This window comes from Desulfonatronovibrio magnus (genome assembly GCF_000934755.1).
Classification (GTDB): domain Bacteria; phylum Desulfobacterota; class Desulfovibrionia; order Desulfovibrionales; family Desulfonatronovibrionaceae; genus Desulfonatronovibrio; species Desulfonatronovibrio magnus.
This window is the reverse complement of sequence record NZ_JYNP01000062.1, coordinates 1-19,152: the sequence shown is the minus strand read 5'-3', so window position 1 is coordinate 19,152 and position 19,152 is coordinate 1. Positions and strand designations below refer to the sequence as shown.

Sequence of the window (19,152 nt, the reverse complement as noted above, 5' to 3'; positions counted from 1 at the left end):
TATGTTCAACACATCAGGAAACCCACTTCAGATAGGCTGGATCGATTATTCCCCGGAACATCGCCGTAAAGTCATGACAGTCCTTCAGTCCCTTGCTGCACCAGGGGCTGTTGACGAAATTGGAATCGGGCAGATAAGGGACGGATTTTCACACAAGCTGTTCCCTGGTACTTCTACCATTCAGACCAGAGCCAAGTATTTCTTTTTAGTTCCTTATATTCTGATGGAACTGGAGAAACAGAAAAACATCACCCCAAACGCTCTAATACAAAAGCTCAATGATATGGAGCTCGAACTTATTGAACCGCTTTTGAAAAGTGGCGAGAAGGGCGTGATTGGAGAAACAGCCGGAAAAAACCTGAAACGCAAGCCATCCAGCGTTTACTGGAGCGGATTGAAGACATTCGGGATTCTTCGGTATCCGCATCTGTCCCTTGAAGATTACGCCAGGGCTGTGTGTGCAGTAAGAAAAGAAAATCTGGATATTAGATCCATGGGTGTTTCAGAAGATGTCTCCAGCCAGGGAGATGATTCAGATGCAGCCGGCACTTCTCTGACCGGCGGGTTCTGGAGGTGTCCGCCTCCACCTGAAAACTGGCGGGAGCATATCAGCATCCATTTAACATATGAAGAAGCCTTGCATCTCAAGCAGTGCATAATAAGGTCCAGTTTTTCCAAAGACTCACTCCTGGCGTTTCTTTTGCAGGTTGAACCTGAAGTTTTCACGGCTCTGGAGGACTTTGGTGCCATAGGTGAAGCGCTGGAACTTCCTGAAAGCATAAGGCAGGATTTTGAAATGGCCAGGGACTTTTCAAGGTTCATTTTCGGGGCCAGCCTGCGCTATAATTTGATTCTGTCTGAGGGCAGAAATGAAAAAGCCCGGCAATTATGGACAGAATGGCTCAGTTCCTATTTTGTCACCCAGAGGTTTGAGCATTACGAGCCTGTTGCACCCATGGATTACCTGCAAATAAGTAATCCCGCCCTGCGCCGCTTTTTAACCCAGTGGAAGAAATACGTTCTGGCTGGCAATGAAGAGGACATGGATAGCCTTATTGTCCAACGAGAAATTGATCTCAAGGGAAGACAAAGAGCCAAGCTGCGCAATTCAGCCCTTTACAGCTACAAAGTAGGAGATGGTCTGCGTGGAGGAAAGCTGGACTTTCGCTATTCCTATGCCAGGGATATTTTGACTGATATTTTTAAAGCACTGGAGGGCAGTCATGCTCAGGCCGGGTAGTGATCGACTGAGTTACAGCCACCTTCTGGCTCCACCTCCGGATTATTATACAGACTTTGCTCTGGGTACAACCTACAGTCTGGATCTGGAAGCCATGCTCGGGATTCCCATGGCCCTGTTCATGTCCGAGGAACTTGGCAGCAGTGCAACCCAGAATCCTGTTGCAGTGCTGGAGGGCTTGCGCCGTAGTACCGACAACCTCGCCATTTTCTGTGAACCTGGACAAATAAAAATTCCTCACAAGAACAACACGGTTTATTCTCTGGTGGAGAGCTCTGTTTTTCAGGTTCATCTGCCCAGGGGCAGATCTTTTCATCCCAAGGTGTGGGTGATCAGGTATGCTGGTCCTCAGAAAGATCCCATTTACCGTATAATTGTGCTCAGCCGCAATCTTACCTTCGATAGAAGCTGGGACATGGCTGTCTGCCTGGATGGCAAAAAAGGTGATGAGCCAACAGAGAAAAACAGTCCCTTACAGGATTTTATAGGCTTTTTAATCCAGCACATAAATTCCAGAAAAAAACGACGAAGGATCAAAAACATTCAGGAAGAAATCGGACAGGTTTATTTTGACCCGCAAATTCAGCAAGTGGCTGATTTTCAATTTTGTCCACTGGGTATTGACGGACATGATAAAAAGTCCAGCTCTCTTTTTCAGTCCTACAAAGACCTGGTGATCATCTCGCCCTTTCTCAGTAAAACTCCTGTTAAAGAGTTTGACAGTCTGGCCCTGAGCAATTCTTCCAGGACCTTGATTACCCGGAGAGCAGAGCTGCCCAAGCTTTTACCGGAGCACTTCGAATCATTTCAGGTATACGTCATGAAAGAGCTGGTTGCCGAAGGGGAGGAGGGGCTTAGCGAAGATGAGCTCCAGGCTGAGGTCCCCCAGAATCAGGATATCCACGCCAAATTTTACGCCCGCTCCAAAGGGAGTAATCATGCCCTGTACTTTGGCTCAGCAAATTGCACGCAAAGGGCCTTTGATGCCAATGTAGAATTTCTGTTAAAGCTTGATTACCGCAAATGGGGTTTCAAACTGGCTGACATTCTTGAGGATATCTTTGGCAAGGATGACAAGGATAATCCTTTTGAAAAAATTGAATCCATTCCCCAAGGTGATTTCTCAGATGATGACCCTGCTGATGAACTGCAGAGGGCAATCAAAGAGCTTTGCCGTGGAAAAATGCGGGCTCACGTAATTTCCGGGGAGCACCAGAATTTTAACATTCAGATTGAGCTGGAGAGAATACCTGATAAAGTATGCTTCACCGTTTCCTCTCTGGCGGGTGAACAGCAGGTAAAGCTGGAAAAAACTACTGTTATTCAAAATATCAGGCTGGAGCATCTAAGCGAATTTTACAAAATATCAGCATCAAAAAATGATTTGACTGTCAGGAGGATAATAAAAATACCCACCGGAAATATTCCACCTGAAAGGGACAAGGCCGTATTCAAGACCATAATCAAGGACAGGCAGGCTTTTTTGAAATACCTGTCATTTCTGCTTTCTGACAGCATCCTGCTTACTTCTATGGAACAGTTTGATGCAGACAGGCTGAAAACAGGAAAGTGGAAGATGCAGCCGGTCCAGAATCCTGTACTGTACGAACATCTGCTGCGCACGGTGGCCCGTGAACCAGAGAGGCTAAAGGAGATAGAAAAAGTTTTGAGGTTCATTGATGACCCGGAAATAGTGCCCGAGGAATTCAATGCTTTATTTGACAAATGCAGGAAAGCATCCAAGAGGGTGAAGAGATGATTGATCTGGCAGTCAGGGAAAATGCAGTGCTTGCCGGTCTTAAGGATTTTCAGCTGGCAACCGTCAACAGGGTAGAACAACTTTTTACAGATGGTTTCCATCGTGTACTGGTGGCTGATGAAGTGGGGTTGGGAAAGACACTGGTAGCCAAGGGTGTGGTCGCCAGAATGGCCAGGAAGTACTATGAGCAGGCAAAAAAAGATGAATTTGAAAAACTGAAAAATAACCTGTTTAAAGTAGTCTACGTCTGTTCCAACCAGAGCATTGCCGGTCAGAACCTTAAGAAGCTCAAGGTCCATGAAAATGTAAAAATTGACGGACTCTCAGATACCAGGCTGTCCATGCAGCATTTAAAAATTTATGAGCACTTGTACGATGAAGAGGTCAGCCAGAGCTATCTGCAGCTTATCCCCCTGACACCGGGAACCTCTTTTTCCATGACTGGTGGATGCGGCAGTGTGCGTGAACGGGCGCTTATCTTTGCTGTCATAAAGAGTATTCCCTTTTTTAAGCAATATCTGGCCCCCCTGGAAGAGCTCATGGTCTCCTATGCTACTGTAAGCTGGGGTTGGGTACGTAATTTTTTTGAAGCACAGGTGGCCGGCTGTGACCGTAAAAGTCAGGGACAATATTTGAGTTACATGGTTCGTGAAGTTCAGGAGAGGCTATGCAATGACCCGTCTTTTCGTGAAGAGGCCGAACAAGTTCTGGAAGCCATCAGCCTTTATGGTTACCGGTCAGTTCCAAAGGCAAATGATCTTATACTCCGGTTAAGAAAAACAATGGCTGAAATCAGCCTGGAACGGATGGACGCTGACCTGGTTATCATGGATGAGTTTCAAAGGTTTCCTGAGCTGTTAAGATCTGAAGAAGACAACGAAGCAACCATGCTGGCCAGAAAATTCTTCAACCCAGCAGGCAGTGATAAAAAAGATATGAAAGTTCTTCTTTTGTCTGCAACTCCCTATAAACTTTATTCCACCTTGGAAGAAATTCAGGAAAATCAAAAAGATGAGCATTATGAAGAGTTCATGCAGGTGCTAGAGTTTCTGTTTGAAAACCAGCCGTTGCAGATGAACAATTTCAAGACCGCCTGGAAAAACTACTCCGTAAGCCTGAAAGAGTTCTTGCACAGGGATTCAGCAGCAATCATCACTCAGAAACAGCAGGCAGAGGAAGTCTTGTATAACGGGATTTGCCGGACTGAACGGTTAAAGGTTCCGGGTGCTATAGATCTTGTGGATTCAAAAGACAATAACCACTTGCAGGTTCATGAAGACGACATCCTGGCTTATGCAGACATGGATAGAGTGCTTGAAGAACTGGAACTCAGGGGAACAATGCCGGTGGAGTACATCAAGTCAGCCCCCCTGATTATGTCCTTCATGCAGAACTATAAGGTCAAGCATGATATACAGGAAGAAATGAAGGCCAAGCCTGAAAAGCTTCCCCTTTTAAACAGTCCACGTCTCTGGATCAACAAAAACAAAGTGGCCGGGTACAAGCCTTTGAACATACATCATGCCCGGTTTGAAAAGCTCAAAGAAACAGTACTTTCCGGAGAAGCAGCCAGGCTTCTTTGGGTCCCCCCATCCCTGCCATATTATGAGCTGGGAGGTCCATTCCGCAACCAGGAAAACTTTTCCAAGACACTGGTTTTTTCTGCCTGGGAGATGGTTCCCAGGGCTGTCTCAACCCTGATTTCCTATGAAGCCGAACGCTTGACAGTGGGAACACTCATTAAAAAAACACCTGGTCAGCAATCAGAGAGGCGCAGCTACTTTCCTGATTCCAAAAACAAAAGGTTTCCTCCTCCAAGAGTAACTTTTTCAGTGAAGGACAATGAGCCGGCCAACATGAACTATCTTTGTCTGCTGCATCCATCTGTTACCCTGGCATCAATGTATGATCCCATAGAGGCTATGAACAGAGACATGTCCATTAAAGACATCCTCAGAGAAGTGCAGGACAAGATAAAAGGACATCTGGACGTTTTCAGGCATTATGTCAGAAGAGAGGGCCAGCGCCAGGATGAACGCTGGTATTACATGGCCCCGCTTTTAATGGGTAGAAGCCAGCCAAGGATTCAGGAGTGGTTCAAAAACCCTGTTCTGCAAAGCGTTGATGAAGATCATGACGGGGTTGTGGGCCAGGAAGAGGACAGTTATGCCCTGTCTCTTCATCTTGAGCGACTGAAAAATCTTTACCAGGATCCAGAGCAGGTAGAACTGGGCTTAATGCCTGAAGATCTTGCCCGGGTGCTGACCAATATGGCTATAGCCTCACCGGCAATCTGCGCCCTGAGAATGCTTGGTCCTGACACTCCGAGAGCTGTCGGGCTTTCATGGCAGCTGGCCAAAACCATTGTTGATCGGTTCAATACCCAGGAGGCCATTGCCATGGTTGATTTATCTTATGGCAAGGCAGGTGAGGGGGTACACTGGAAAAATATTCTGCGCTACTGCCTTGATGGCAATCTCCAGGCTGTGCTGGATGAATATGCGCATATGCTTCTTGATGGCCATGATATGCAGCATTGTTCACCGGAAGAATTGGAAAAGAGAAATCAGGCCCTGGTCCGGGACATGATCAGGACTCTCAAAACTCATACAGCAAGCTATAATGTTGATACTTATCCTGCATTCCGCCACAGGGTGAAAAACTATGACCGCATAGATTTAAAAAAGAAACAGATTCGAATGCGCTCCAGCTATGCGGTTGGCTTTTATGACATGAAAGATGAAGGCAAAAGCGGGCAGCGTAAAGAAAATATTCGTTTGAGCTTCAACTCTCCTTTCAGGCCATTTGTACTGACCACTACCTCTATTGGTCAAGAAGGGCTGGATTTTCACTATTACTGTCGAAAGATATTTCACTGGAACCTTCCAGGCAACCCTATAGACCTGGAGCAAAGGGAAGGACGTATAAACCGTTATAAGTGTCATGCAATACGGCAGAATATTGCTTTTAAATACGGCAAAAACCGGTTTTACAAGGATGTCTGGCAGGAAATGTTTGACCATGCCCTGCTTCAGGAAAAAAGCAGCCAAACCAGTGACCTGGTGCCGTTCTGGCGCCTTACCGGCCAGGATACCTACAATCCGGCATGCAATATTGAGCGCATCGTTCCACTATATCCTTTGAGCAGGGACAGTGCCAGATATGAAAGATTGATCAAAATTCTTTCTTTGTACCGCTTGAGTCTGGGACAGACCAGGCAGGAAGAACTTATTGAATATCTTTTTGAAAATGGAGTCAGCCAGGAAGAGGTTGAGCAACTGTTCATGAACCTAAGCCCGTATTTTAAAGGCCTTTCCCTTCATTCGGTTTGTAATGAATCTGGCTCGGACCTGGTCAAATCATTGAATAGTCAAATAAAATATCTCAAAAAAAACTGATTTTTGGCCTTAGAACAGCTATTTTGATGTCAGAATGGCTGTTTTGAGTTCTTCCTTCCCAGAAAGGACTTTTTTTCCGGTAGTGAAGAGCTCAAGGGAGCTTGTCTTCCTGATTGATGACAACACAAGTGGGACCCCGGTCTCTGAGACCAGCAACATGTTGTTATCATTGCATTTCACCTTAAGAAATGGTCAATTTTGAGGCTTACAGACAACTTTTGTTTTTGATACTGCCCGGATCTATGTATAAGCATCCAAAATGATTGATTTTTAATCTTCAAAGGATCAAAGCTCTCCTTTACATTTCGCGCTTGACGCGATGTGTAAACATGATCCCGGAATAAAAGATTAAGATTAATAATTGACACTGCTGTTCTACAGTGGTGTCAGACGCCATATTTACTTGAAACAGACTGGAATAACAGGACGTCCTTTTTACGGCCGGTATGAAGAGGATCAAGTTTGGTTCATATTACATGGGCAAAGTGGACACCGCTCCACGGGAAAAAGAACAGCACAAAATTTAAGGAGCAGGTCATGAACAATACTTTTGCATGCATAGACTGTGAACATAAAATAGAAGAAACTGGGACAGGTTCTTTGAGTTGCCCTTTAATCAATTAGTTCAATAGCTTGGTTAGGTCCGACCCCGAACGAAGAACCTTGACGGGTTAGCCCAAAATGTTTAAACAAATGTTGAAACTTTTTTACTCGGGAGGTCATAATGTCTGAAGCTGTTTTGGGAATCAAAAAATGGGGCAACAGTCTGGGAGTACGACTGCCTTCCGCCGTGGTCAAGGCAGCTGGTCTGCGGCTGGATCAGCATGTATCCGTGCGGGTGGAAGATCAGCAGGTAATCATATCCCCGTTGCCGGAAAACGAGTTCAGCCTTGAACAGCGTCTGGCCCTGTTCGACCCTGAACGTCACCGGGGGGAAGCCATGGCCCTGCCGGCAATCGGTGCGGAACGGTGGTAGAGGTCAAAGCTATGGAGCCTTCTGGGACAAGCGTCCAGGAAAAATCATGGACGCCACGGAGGCAGGACATCATCTGGATTGACTGCAATCCCCAGGTAGGACGGGAAATGCGCGATGTGCATCCCTTCCTTGTCCTTTCTCCCAGGGTTTTTAACGCCAGGACCTCCCTGGTCATTGGCCTGCCCATGACTACGGCTGAATACAACGCCGACAATCCATTTGCCGTTGCCGTTGGTAGTGCTGCACGGCGCAAAGGGAGTAAAACAAGCTATATCCTGTGTCATCAGCCCAAATCATTCGACTGGCGATTGTGCGGGGCGAAACCACATCCCCTGGGAAAATTGAAGAATCCGCTATTTCGTGATGCCTGCCTGCGCCTGAACCAGATCATCCAGTTGAACATGTGATGATGTGTCCTCAACCGGCCATGAATGATTCAGTAAGTTTTCACTGATTACGAGCGTTTTGGGGGGACCAAACCATCATACTCAAATATCAGGATTAATCCAGTGAAATCCAGCAGAGCTGGGCTGCAAGGCAGCATTTCAACGGGGTATGCCACACAGGGTATGCCACACATGATCAGGCAATAAATATCTGATGGCTCTGGGCATAATTTGATTACATCTATGTTTTTGACCCCAATAAAGGCATTCTACTTGTAGATCCAGGTCTCTGAGACCAGCAACGTGTTGTTATTACTGTATTTCACCTCGAGAAATGGTCAATTTTGAGGCTTGCAGACAACTTTTGTCTTGGATACCGCCCGGATCTATGTATAAGCATTCAAAATAATTAATTTTTAAGCTTCAAAGGATCAAAACTCTCCCATTGCAAGGCGTTACTTTCCGACCGGTCACCTGGGGCTTTTCCCAGAGGGGCACGAACCGCAGGCTTTGTATCTGCAAAAGCCGAAGGGTTTTGAAGCCTTGATTTCCTGGTTATATCGAATCCAGGGTCGGACCTGGCCAAATTATTGAATAATCGATGCAAATTGTATTAAAGTGCTTGATTTTCAGTCTTAGAACGGCCATTTTAATATCAGAATCGCTGTTTTAAGATTGCCATTCCCAAAAAGAGTCGCTTTTCTTACATAGGGGTCGGAGCAGGTCAGCGGGCTGATATTTCCGGTTAAACAATCGTAAAACAGTCCCTGGAAAGTCTTGAGGTTTGTTTTGATATATGCTGGAGAGCAAAGACATTGCCGTCAAAAACTGAATTCGAAAAAACCCAGGTTGAGTGCCGTAGCGGACATAAGGCCAATGAATACCCGGTGGCCTTTGTCTTTCAGGGCGCAAGGCTGGAAGTAGCGGAGATAGTTGACCGCTGGTATGAAGGAGGAGTTGATCCAGAGCAGCCGGTCATTGATTACTTCCGGGTCAGGTCGGAAGAGGGCAGGGCCTTTATTCTTAAATATTCGGGCCATCTGGATCAGTGGTTTATCCGCTGAATAACCGTCTTTACTGCTTTTATGTGTTACGAGAGATGAGTAAATTAAGGCTCTTTTACCGGTTTTACGTAGTACGTGATTTGGGTAAAAAGCGGCCTTGATTTTCCATTCAGCCCGGTTTCTCTTACCAGGAGACAATAATTTATGTCAGAACAGGGCAGGGTAAGCAAGAATCTTCATTTTTCATGTTCCATAGAACAGAGGACAGGAGAGAACTAAGGGACATTATGTTTATAATTGACAATCTGATTTTTTGGATGGATGCTGATGATCTTCGCCGGTGTTCTTATAATTGTTTATTGATTTCATTTAGTTCCCCGATAACCATGGAAAATATTTAGGCTGTAATGACAGGTTGTATTGTTCCTTGAATGCGCCGCGTCCGAAAACCGGTATCATTTTCTGGAAGGACAGCCTCCCAATCTCTTTGATAATAAAATGTAAATTCTGCCTCATGAGCTGTCAAATTCTCCTGTATCAATGCCTGAGGAGATTTTTTCGATGTCCGGCGTGTCCCATGGATTTTGTTAGCAAACCGCGTAAACAAATCATGCAGAAAGAGTCGAGCAACCAGTCTTTTTCTCTCTTTTCATTAGCTTGAAACAAATGAAGACTTTATTGATGAGCGTCAGTTTTATTTCCAGGCTGGGTCGTGGTGTTCTGGACAGCCTTCAGACATATATTCAGGCATGGTCGATCCTGATCAGTGCAGGCGCAGCCTTTTTCAGACTATCGTTTTTCAACAGGGCTGTGGCCCATGTTTTTTTCAGGGAGGTGTTCCATACCGCCTACAGATCCATCCCGGCAACTGTGCTTGCAGCCCTGATCATCGGGGCCATAGTGGTTACCTATCTGATATCTTTTCTGACCCGGTTCGGGGCCTATGAGTTCGTGGGTGAGTTCATCGTCATCATCAATCTGCACGAAATAGGCCCGATAGTCTGTACCTTGATTGTTCTTTTCAAAGCTGGCTCCAGGGTAGTTTCAGACGTTGCTCTGATGAAAGTCAACAAAGAACTGAACACCCTGAACTATCTGAATATTCACCCTGACCGGTACTTGTTGATGCCCATAGTCCTGGCTTTTGCCTTTGCCGGGCCATGTCTGACCATGATTTTCGGAATGGTGTCCATGCTCGGAGGATTTCTGATTCTCGGGTACCTGCACGATCTTACTTTTGCCAGCTATATTGTACTGTTAAGCGCGGCCATGGACCTGGAAACTTTTTTTGTGGCCTTTTTCAAGCCGCTTCTTATGTGCATGGCAGTCGCATCCATCTGTATCCAAAAGGGCATGAGCGTTAATCATTCATTGACCGAGATACCGATCAGACTTATTCAGGGGCTTATGCATGTCATAGGACTAATGATCGTTATTGAACTGATCTTTGCTTTGGGATACCTATGGTAGTCAAGTCAACCATAAGTGACCTGTTTCTGGAGAAGGCTGACCTTTTGTTAATATGCGATTCAGCCGGCCAGGATAGCCTGCTGCAGAATCTGATTGTTCAGTCTCAAGGACATATCGGAATAATCAGTGACGAGTTTCCGTTTTTGTCCGCTTTGAGTACAATCGAGAATATTGTTCTGGGCAATGTTTATCATCAAAATATTTCCATTGAACGTGCCCGGAAAAGAATCAGTGAATATGTCAGGGTTCTGGGTCTTGGCAATTACTTGTGGAAGACCGTCAGGCATTTGCCTGATGAAAAGTTGCTCCTGGCCATGCTGCTCAGGTGCATAGCCTCTGGAAACAACATAGTGTTTATGGGCAAGCCAGGCGCAAACAGGGCGGAAACAGTCAAGAATGCCATCATTACCGGGGCATTGCCGGTCAGGATGTGGGTGTCCTGCCTTGATCAGGATCAGGCGGAGTATGCTTCCCTGGGCCTGAAAAAGGTGCTGTTCAGGCAGTAAACTTGTTTTTGCTAAGACATGCTTGTCCAGACGTGTCTGGGTCCAAGTATTACACGGATTATGAACATTCTTAATCTGTAACAGTTTAGTCCTTTTTTAAAGAAAGCAGGGGACAGGCACCCCAGCCCTTGTTTTTTTTGATGTAAGAAACAGACCTAGTAAAACAAGGGCTGGGAGAGCCAGTCCCCGTGCCACATGCAAATGGCTAAACTGTTACCTTAATCTTTACAGATTGCAGTTGACCAAGACTATTTTACATTTCCAGGCAGGTTCGACACTCTTTACCCGGGCCGGCATGTGTTCTTGCCGACGAGAAAAGCGGATTCCACAAAAGCCCTTCAAAGATTAAAACCTTATCTCGGTTTAGCCTGAAGTAAATTTTAAAATGATACTACATGACCGTGCTTGTTGCTAAAGATCTTTATGGGTCGAGCTAAATTGGAAATATCAGAAAATTATGGAAGGAAACGGCTATAAAAACATAGAGTTCAAGGCGGGCCTGTTGGTTATTCTGTTCCTGGTTGCGCTGGTTTCAGTGTTTATCTACATCGGCCTGCAAAAGGAACTTTTTGCCGAAAGAGTGACCTATTACGTAATCAGTGATACAGGTGAAAAAATTGAGCCGGGTATTCCAGTGCGGCTTTCCGGTTTCAGAATAGGCCAGGTTGAGAATGTTACCCTGGATGCTGTGGACTTTGTGACCATTGAAATAAGGATACTTAAGAGATACCAGCGCTGGATGGTGGAAGACGCCGAGATCATCCTCGATCAGGAAGGGATTATCGGCAAGCCTTATCTTAAGCTCTTGCCCGGAAGTGATGACGCCCAAGTACTTGAGGCCAATAGCCGGATCAGGTTGGACAAGATTGGAGGATTGACTGAGCTTATTGAGCAGGCCCAGCCGGTCATAGACGATTTAAAGGCCATTGTTTCCAATATCAAGGACATTACTGATCAATTGCTGGCCGGGCACGGCCAGGTTCAGACCATCCTGGCCAACCTCGAACAGGCTACAACCAGGATCAATCATAGTGAAGGCCTGATTCACTATCTGGTTGAAGACCCGAATCCAGTGCAGAAATTGGACAGCATCCTGTCCAGAGTGGATGAAATGATGCTCACCATAGACAGCCTGCTTGAGAGCGGGCTTGTAGTTGTGGACGGAATCCAGCCCCTGGAGGAGGAGCTTCTGGGCATCACCAGAGATGCCAGAGAACTGGTCATTGAATTCAAGGGCATCAGAGAGGATTTGAGTCCGATCATCGTCAATGTTTCAGAGTTCACCTTTGAATTGAAAAGGGCAGGAAAAGACCTGCACAAACTCAGGCAGGAAGGTGAGTACACCATGAGACTGGGTACGGAGCTTATGTATCGTTTATCAGAAACCTGGCCTCTGTCCAGGCCGGAAAGAGATCTGGACCTTGATTATCCACTGCCCTAATCATCACCAAGCCAAGGTGTTTTGTCTTTGCGATCAAAGCGAGGCAATTTCGGCTACAAGGGAATCTCCCATTAGGGGCTTTAGCAGGCAATTTTTTTGTAACTTGTGTTGAAAGTGACCATCAAACAACGCTTTGCAACAAACTGTATGTGTATGAATGATTTTCTGGTAAAAATTTGTGCTTTTTTCATTCTGACGGGTGTTTTATCGACAATTCTTGCTGGCTGTTCAGGTCGGGCCAGGCCGGTCTATCCTCCTGCGGACAGTGTGCGTCTGGCAGTTGTCCAACGCCAGGATTTTGTCAATGCCTATCTGCATGGAAGATGGTGTGATGCTGAGGTGGCTTTTGAAAGGAGCATTGGCAATTTTTTGGCCCAGGATGATTTCTGCGGTGCAGCCAGAAATTATATTTTAGCCTATAAGCTGAGATCCTACTCCAATGTTGATCTGCCGGAATTGCTTGAAAGAGCGGATGAACTGGCTTCCCTGGACCCAGAATGTGCTTATGGAAAGCAAGAATCAACCGGCTTGAGCGTATCCAAAAAGGATCAGCATTACCTTGATTTGATGAAGAATGAGCAGTTTTCTATTTTAAAAAATGAACTGAAATCCGAAGATGATCCGCTTTTTGCATCGGTATACGCGCGAAAAGCCGCCCGGGCAGCTTTGTGCGCAGATCAGCCTGACCTGGCCGAAGAATTAGTGTCGACCGCCCGGGACATTGATGCCCGGCAGGGGTGGATTGTTTTTCTGATTGAGGACTGGAAATTGCGGAAAAGCATGGCCAGTTCTGATCAGGACAGGCAGTCCATTGAAAAAAGAATTGATTTGCTTCAGAAACAGATACATGTGTGTCCAGGAGTATTTGAAGATTTTTGATTTTATTTGCCAGTCTGCTTTGTAAGGGACAGGGCTATTAATTGAATAATCCTAGCTGTGACGTTGCAGTAAAAATTCGAACAAAATCCGGGAATAAGGTTAACACTTTACGCCTTGTAGATCCAGGTCTCTGAGACCAGCAACATGGTGTTATTATTGCATTCCACCTCGAGAAATGCTCAATTTTGTGGCTTACAGACAATTTCTGCCTTCGATACCGCCCAGATCTATGCGTAAGAATTTAAAATGATTAATGATTAGTTTTTGAACTCCCTGGGATCAAAACTCTCCCATTCCAAGGTGTTACTATCCGGCCGGTCACCTGGGGCTTTTCCCAGAGAGACACGAACCACAGACTTTGTATCTGCAAAAGCCGAAGGGTTTTGAAGCCTTGATTTCCGGGTTCAACTGTGATGATTAGGGTCGGACCTGGCCAAATTATTGAATAATCGATGCAAATTGTATAAAAGTGCTTGATTTTCAGTCTTGGAACAGCCATTTTGACATCAAGATCGCTGTTCCAAGGTTTTTCTTTTAAAACAGGCCACAAATTTCCGTAGCCTTTTGCTGCTTTTTTCCGGAGCACGTCCGGCACATTACCCATGGGTATGAAGAAAATCGTATCGGATTTCGCAAAGAAAGAATGCCTGGGATTCGCATAAGTGACCTCTTTTTTTATACGCTCCCGGAGGAAGCAGGCGTATATTCGCCCTGGCAGAGGTCATCAGCGACCTGGAATAATAACAGCTACATACCACGGGAGGTCAGTATGCCCGGATCAATATTCATCATTCAAAACGATGATACTCTCGTTGAAATGACCCATCAACCTTACGCCAAAGAAGATCATCTCCAGAGTTTTCTTGAACGATATCCCACATTGCTGGCCGGCGATCAGGTAGACGCAGCCACGCCACGCCGCTGGCTTCTCATAGCCCGGGAAATGCCCATCCCGGACCGTGAAGAGGGATCCGGCAGATGGTCTCTTGATCATCTTTTTCTTGATCAGGATGGCATCCCAACACTTGTTGAAGTCAAGCGCAGCAGTGACACCCGAATTCGCAGGGAGGTTGTCGGACAGATGCTGGACTACGCGGCCAATGCTCTTTTGTACTGGCCAAGCGACGAAGTGAGAAGTCAGTTTGAGAATCGCTGCAAAAAGCCCTTATGTTTACATTTCGCGTTTGACGCGATGTGTAAACTTAAGTCTGGAAAATGGTTCAAACTCTACTTTTAGACCTGAAAGCAAATTTCCTTAAAAAATCCATTGATAACAGCATAATACTGCCAAGTAACCTGTAGTACCCCACTTTGTATTTTGCCGGGAGCATTCAGTATCTGGGCCTGGTCAGGGACTAAAGTGCCGGGTGAAAACCGGATGAACCAATTTTTCCGTCATTAATTTCCTGCAGAGTTTGCTCATATATTATTTTCTGGAGGATCAGCTTTTCCAGTCTTGTTTATAAGGTTGATAATTCCCTTTGACATTTGCTTGAATTCTTGAGTATTTTTACTCATTATACTGAGTAAATGGAAAATGAGCATGCAACTTCCTGATTTCAAAAGATATAAAACAAACACACTAATCAGCCGCCTTCAGGAAAGCAGGCCATTGATCCAGGTGGTTCTCGGGCCCAGACAGACAGGCAAAAGCACGGCAGTTTTGCAGGCCTGCCGGGAATGGCAGGGTCCCACAGTCTATGTCTCGGCTGATGCTCCCGCTCCTCCCGGCAGGGATTGGATCGAGCAGTCCTGGAATACAGCCCGCCTGAAGTCTTCTGCTGAACAGAAGCCGACTTTGCTGGTCCTGGACGAAATCCAGAAAGTTTCGCGCTGGTCGGATCAGATCAAAAAGCTTTGGGATATGAACAGATATGAGGATAAATACCTCCATCTAGTCCTGTGCGGCTCCTCTTCCCTGCAGATTCAATCCGGGTTGACTGAAAGCCTGGCCGGCCGGTTTGAACTGTTGCGCATGCCTCACTGGTCGTTTCAGGAAATGAAGCAATGCTTTGGCTGGGACTTGAAGACTTATATCCTGTATGGCGGATATCCAGGCGCAGCTTCCCTGATCCGGGAATGGCAGCGCTGGGCTGATTATGTTCAGCAGTCCCTGGTGGAGACAGCCATTGGCAAGGATATTCTTCTTCTGCACCGGGTTGAGAAACCCGCCCTCCTGCGCCAGCTGTATGCTCTGTGCTGTGATTACGCCGGTCAGGTAGTATCTTATCAAAAATTACTCGGACAGCTGCATGATGCCGGCAATACCACCACTCTGGCCCATTATCAGTATTTACTGGAAGGGGCCTGGCTGCTCAAGGGACTGCAGAAATGGCACGGGACTAAAATCAGAACCAGGGCTTCCAGCCCCAAATGGATGCCCAGGAATTCCGCGCTGGTTACCTCGCAATCCGGCATGGATCCCGAAGACTGGCTGACCGACAGCAGACGCTGGGGACGACTGGTGGAAGTCGCTGTTGGCGCTCATGTCATCAACCAGGGCGAAGACCTGGATATTCATGTATATTATTGGCGCGACAGAAATAAAGAGGTGGACTTTGTGCTCAGGAAGGGAAACAGGCTGGCAGCTCTGGAGGTAAAGACTTCAATTATGGGCCGCACACATTCCGGCCTGGGCAGTTTTTTAAAACGCCGGCCTGAGACCAGGGTCTGGGTCATCGGCCCGGACGGGCTGGATTTGACTGATTTCTTCAGGTGTGACCTCAGATCACTTTTTGTTTAGACTTACTCATGAAATTTTTCCTGCCCACCAGGCTGAAACTGATTGGAACAATTAAAAATCAAAGGGACAGGCTCCTATTTACATTCTGCATGGTGCGCAAGCCTGGCCCGACAACCTGCCCGACGTCTGACCTATGTCTGGCCGCCTATCCCTGCCCTTGCCCCCGAAAAAAAGTGCGGGGCTTTCTATAAATACAAACTCACAACATAAGGAGCAGGTTCATTAAGTTGACTATAAAATGGCTCTGAAAAACGCCTGGAAATGTCTAAAATTAGTTCCGGGAGGCACCTGCCATTTTTTAAATCAGACCTTGCAAATTGACATCCATGATATTATACAAACAGTGAAGAGAGTTTCTGTTATTTTTCAAGTGTGATAAATCAAAAGGACAACAATTTATGCAGCAGATTACAATACAGCCAAAAAATGACCAGAACCTGATATCACTGATTAGGCTGGCCATTGAAAATCAGTTGAATATTTTAAAGTATGGAATCAAAAAAACTAGAAGAAAACTCCAAGAGCTTGAGGAAGAATTTAAAATGGATACAGAAGGTTTTTACAGGAAATATTCCAGAGGTGAACTTGGAGATGATATAAAGTTCATTCGCTGGGCTGGAGAGTATGAGACCCTGAAACAGCTTGAACAGGATTATCTGACACTTCAGGAAACCAGAGTTTGCTAATAACAGAATATTTTCAAGTTCTTGAATCTGATGTGCAAGAATGTCCGTACATCCTTGAAAGTACGTTGGTTAAAGATCAACGTTCTCTGTATATTGGGTTTATAGAAGGCAAAATAACTTTTATTAATGATTCATCTCTTTATTTTATAGAATTTGTTAACGTCATGACCGGAATAAATATTTACAAGTATTCTTATCATTATCAAGACAGCAAGGAAAATTTGATTTTTCGATATGATATGGCCCCTCATCACTCAAATATCAAGACATATCCTCACCACAAACATATCCAAGACAATTTGGTCGTTGAGTCGATACAACCTTCCCTGTCCCTGGTTCTGAATGAAATAGAGGACATGATTACACGATGATTAAACATCAAAGCTGTAGGCTTATGGGGGTCGGTAACCAAGCCATTGAACTAATTGAGCAAAAGACCTCTATAGGGCCTTAAAAATTGCCTTAGGATGCCTTTTTTGGGCCAAAAACATAGATGTAAGAGTGAGCTTTTCGTTCGCTGCCTACAAAACAATAAATCTTCTTGATAATGTTAACATATATGTGTACTTTAAATTAATGAAAAGCATTGAATTCTATCGTTCAGTGTCTGGGAATTGCCCTGTTGAAGATCATCTGGATAACCTGACAGATGCGCAAGTTATGAAAGTGACATGGGTATTGAAATTAATCCAAGAAATTGACCGTGTTCCATCTAAGTATTTTAAAAAACTGGTAAATACGGATGATATTTGGGAAGTTCGTATTGATGTTGGAAAAAACACTTTTCGTTTGCTTGGCTTCTTCTTTGGAAACGAGTTGATAATTTTGACAAACTCATTCCAAAAGAAAAGCCAAAAAACGCCTAAAAAGGAAATTGAATTAGCAGAAAAGCGTAAGAAAGAATATTTTAGCAGGAGGGGGAAGGCTAATGGATGATTTAGATAAATATATTGAGAAAAGAAAAAAGAAAAGCCCCAGTTTTGGAGAGAACTTTGATAAAGGATATGAGCAATTTAAGATTGGTGTCCTCTTGAAGCAGGCACGTCTTGAAGCAGGACTCACTCAAGAACAGGTTGCCTCTATATTAAATACCAAAAAATCAGCTATTTCTAGAATTGAAAATCATGCTGAGGATATCCGGCTTTCAACTTTAGTGAATTATGCTCAAGCAGTAGGGAAAAATCTTCATCTAAAAGTAGCCTGACCACAGCGGACCAGGCGCTCAACCAGACCGGCAAGGCCGGCTGGTTAGCTTGTCGTTCGGCAAGAGAGAATAATATGAGAGTCTTCGGCGTACAGAATGATGGTCGCTTCAGTGAATACCTGCAAACGCCTTTTCAGGTCGAGCATGAAGAGTCCATCCTTGAGGACTGGCTTGAATCCAACCCCGACGGGATTGTCGAAGACAGCCGTATTCTCATCATCGGACGTCAAATCGTTACGAATCTTGGCGGATTCATCGATCTACTTGGAGTTGACCGAGAGGGCGATGTTGTGGTGATCGAGTTGAAGCGTGATCGAACACCGCGCGATACGATCGCCCAGTCCCTTGAATATGCATCCTTTGCTGAGCGGTTGGACACCGCTCAGCTTGAAGAAATTCTGAGGTCTTACCTGAACGACGAATCCCTAAGTCTCGCAGAACACCACCGGGAGTATTTCAAGCTGGGTGCCGACGAAGCCATCGCTTTCAACAAGGATCAACGTATTGTTATCGTTGGCCAGCGTGTCACACCCGAAATCCGGCAAACAGCCGCCTTCCTCTGTTCCAAGGGACTTCGGGTCACATGCGTAGAGTTTACGTTTTTTCGGGCAGACGGGGGAACCCGTCTGCTTTCTCAAGAGATCGTCGTTGGAACGGAATCCGAGAAGCCGAAGCAAGTGTCATCCGGTTCTTTACCCGTTGTCACCGAGGATGCCTTCCTTGCCTCCGTTGACGAAAACGGCAAAGCCGTTTTCGCCAGGATACTGGAACTTGCGAAGTCCAGAGCCATGCCGATCCATTGGGGAACAAAGGGCTTCTCTCTGAATGTGGATATTGACGGAACACACGTTGCCGTGTGTTTTGTCTATCCGCCTGATTCCGTATACAAGCAAACGTTACGGACAACTTTGCGTGACCGTGGCGGGGTCGAAAAGAAATCAGCGGTGCCAGAGGATGAGATTCGAGCCCTGTGGAAGCAGGCAGATGCAACAGGTCTCTTTGTCCCTGCGGGTCGGGACCTGAAGTGCCAGATCAGCCGCCCCCTGACAGAGCCGGAGATCGACAGTCTTGTCCAGTGGTGCGAGAGTGTCGAGAAGACCTTGAAGCAACATGGATTGAAACAATGATAATGCCGAACAAGAAAGAACGAAACTGGGGACAGGTTCTTTGAGTTGCATTATGGGATATGTTTTTAGATCAAAACCTTAATATGGACTTGCTTACTCTCCCAAAAAGAATTAAGAAATTAATGCATGAGCAAGAAAGTACCAAAGGCACACGACAGCTTTGTAAAGAACATCCTGGGCCGGGAGGTCTATGCCAGGGATTTTATCCGCTATTATCTTCCAGAAAAGATAACATCACAGCTGGACCTGGATACCCTGGAAGTATCCTCCAAATCTTTTGTAAGCGATGAGCTTAAGGAGAACCTGACCGACCTGGTTATGTCCCTCCAGTTC

18 protein-coding genes are annotated in these 19,152 nt (G+C 45.7%); all 18 read left to right on the top strand.

The genetic code is table 11. The features are described from left to right. Nucleotide 1 precedes the first annotated feature (1 nt). The gene (locus tag LZ23_RS07980) at nucleotides 2-1,240 is read left to right on the top strand and encodes a DUF6361 family protein (RefSeq protein WP_045213107.1); all 1,239 of its coding nucleotides are present in this window, start codon (nucleotides 2-4) and stop codon (nucleotides 1,238-1,240) included. Next, nucleotides 1,224-2,999 carry a phospholipase D family protein gene (locus tag LZ23_RS07975; RefSeq protein WP_045213105.1) on the top strand — a complete coding sequence of 592 codons (1,776 nt, stop codon included), beginning with the start codon at nucleotides 1,224-1,226 and terminating at the stop codon, nucleotides 2,997-2,999. The genes LZ23_RS07980 and LZ23_RS07975 overlap by 17 nt, the downstream gene beginning before the upstream one ends. Next, nucleotides 2,996-6,397: a helicase-related protein gene (locus LZ23_RS07970; RefSeq protein ID WP_157493129.1), complete on the top strand. Its 3,402-nt coding sequence runs from the start codon at nucleotides 2,996-2,998 to the stop codon at nucleotides 6,395-6,397. Before LZ23_RS07975 ends, LZ23_RS07970 begins: the two co-directional genes overlap by 4 nt. Before the next feature lie 724 nt (nucleotides 6,398-7,121). Further along, on the top strand, nucleotides 7,122-7,373 hold the full coding sequence (locus LZ23_RS07965; protein ID WP_045213103.1) for an AbrB/MazE/SpoVT family DNA-binding domain-containing protein: 252 nt from the start codon (nucleotides 7,122-7,124) through the stop codon (nucleotides 7,371-7,373). A gap of 11 nt (nucleotides 7,374-7,384) precedes the next feature. Continuing rightward, nucleotides 7,385-7,780, top strand: coding sequence for a type II toxin-antitoxin system PemK/MazF family toxin (locus LZ23_RS07960; RefSeq protein WP_045213101.1), 396 nt, complete (start codon nucleotides 7,385-7,387; stop codon nucleotides 7,778-7,780). 794 nt (nucleotides 7,781-8,574) lie between these two features. After that, nucleotides 8,575-8,823, top strand: coding sequence for a hypothetical protein (locus tag LZ23_RS07955; RefSeq protein ID WP_045213100.1), 249 nt, complete (start codon nucleotides 8,575-8,577; stop codon nucleotides 8,821-8,823). Between the two features lie 606 nt (nucleotides 8,824-9,429). Then, on the top strand, nucleotides 9,430-10,233 hold the full coding sequence (locus LZ23_RS07950) for an MlaE family ABC transporter permease (protein WP_084590948.1): 804 nt from the start codon (nucleotides 9,430-9,432) through the stop codon (nucleotides 10,231-10,233). Continuing rightward, nucleotides 10,227-10,739 (top strand): hypothetical protein, encoded by a 513-nt coding sequence (locus tag LZ23_RS07945; protein ID WP_045213096.1) that lies wholly within the window; start codon nucleotides 10,227-10,229, stop codon nucleotides 10,737-10,739. The genes LZ23_RS07950 and LZ23_RS07945 overlap by 7 nt, the downstream gene beginning before the upstream one ends. 457 nt (nucleotides 10,740-11,196) lie before the next feature. After that, nucleotides 11,197-12,180 (top strand): MlaD family protein, encoded by a 984-nt coding sequence (locus LZ23_RS07940; RefSeq protein WP_045213094.1) that lies wholly within the window; start codon nucleotides 11,197-11,199, stop codon nucleotides 12,178-12,180. A 153-nt stretch (nucleotides 12,181-12,333) separates the two neighbouring features. Continuing rightward, on the top strand, nucleotides 12,334-13,059 hold the full coding sequence (locus tag LZ23_RS07935; RefSeq protein WP_045213092.1) for a hypothetical protein: 726 nt from the start codon (nucleotides 12,334-12,336) through the stop codon (nucleotides 13,057-13,059). Nucleotides 13,060-13,828: 769 nt separating this feature from the next. Continuing rightward, entirely contained in the window at nucleotides 13,829-14,296 is a 468-nt protein-coding gene (locus tag LZ23_RS07925; RefSeq protein WP_052507218.1) for a PDDEXK family nuclease, read from the top strand. Between the two features lie 306 nt (nucleotides 14,297-14,602). Beyond that, complete coding sequence (locus LZ23_RS07920; protein WP_045213089.1) at nucleotides 14,603-15,802, top strand: ATP-binding protein; 1,200 nt, start codon at nucleotides 14,603-14,605, stop codon at nucleotides 15,800-15,802. Nucleotides 15,803-16,200: 398 nt separating this feature from the next. Next, nucleotides 16,201-16,488 carry a hypothetical protein gene (locus tag LZ23_RS07915; protein ID WP_045213087.1) on the top strand — a complete coding sequence of 96 codons (288 nt, stop codon included), beginning with the start codon at nucleotides 16,201-16,203 and terminating at the stop codon, nucleotides 16,486-16,488. 32 nt (nucleotides 16,489-16,520) lie between these two features. Beyond that, a complete protein-coding gene (locus LZ23_RS25475) occupies nucleotides 16,521-16,859 on the top strand; it encodes a toxin-antitoxin system TumE family protein (RefSeq protein WP_353740097.1) in 339 nt (112 codons plus the stop codon). 205 nt (nucleotides 16,860-17,064) lie between these two features. Continuing rightward, complete coding sequence (locus LZ23_RS07905) at nucleotides 17,065-17,424, top strand: type II toxin-antitoxin system RelE/ParE family toxin (RefSeq protein WP_045213126.1); 360 nt, start codon at nucleotides 17,065-17,067, stop codon at nucleotides 17,422-17,424. Then, nucleotides 17,417-17,692 (top strand): helix-turn-helix domain-containing protein, encoded by a 276-nt coding sequence (locus LZ23_RS07900; RefSeq protein WP_008869836.1) that lies wholly within the window; start codon nucleotides 17,417-17,419, stop codon nucleotides 17,690-17,692. Before LZ23_RS07905 ends, LZ23_RS07900 begins: the two co-directional genes overlap by 8 nt. 74 nt (nucleotides 17,693-17,766) lie before the next feature. Then, nucleotides 17,767-18,819 (top strand): PDDEXK family nuclease, encoded by a 1,053-nt coding sequence (locus tag LZ23_RS07895; protein WP_045213082.1) that lies wholly within the window; start codon nucleotides 17,767-17,769, stop codon nucleotides 18,817-18,819. A 126-nt stretch (nucleotides 18,820-18,945) separates the two neighbouring features. Continuing rightward, nucleotides 18,946-19,152 (top strand): Rpn family recombination-promoting nuclease/putative transposase (locus tag LZ23_RS07890; RefSeq protein ID WP_045213080.1); only part of this gene is annotated, 207 nt, incomplete at its 3' end.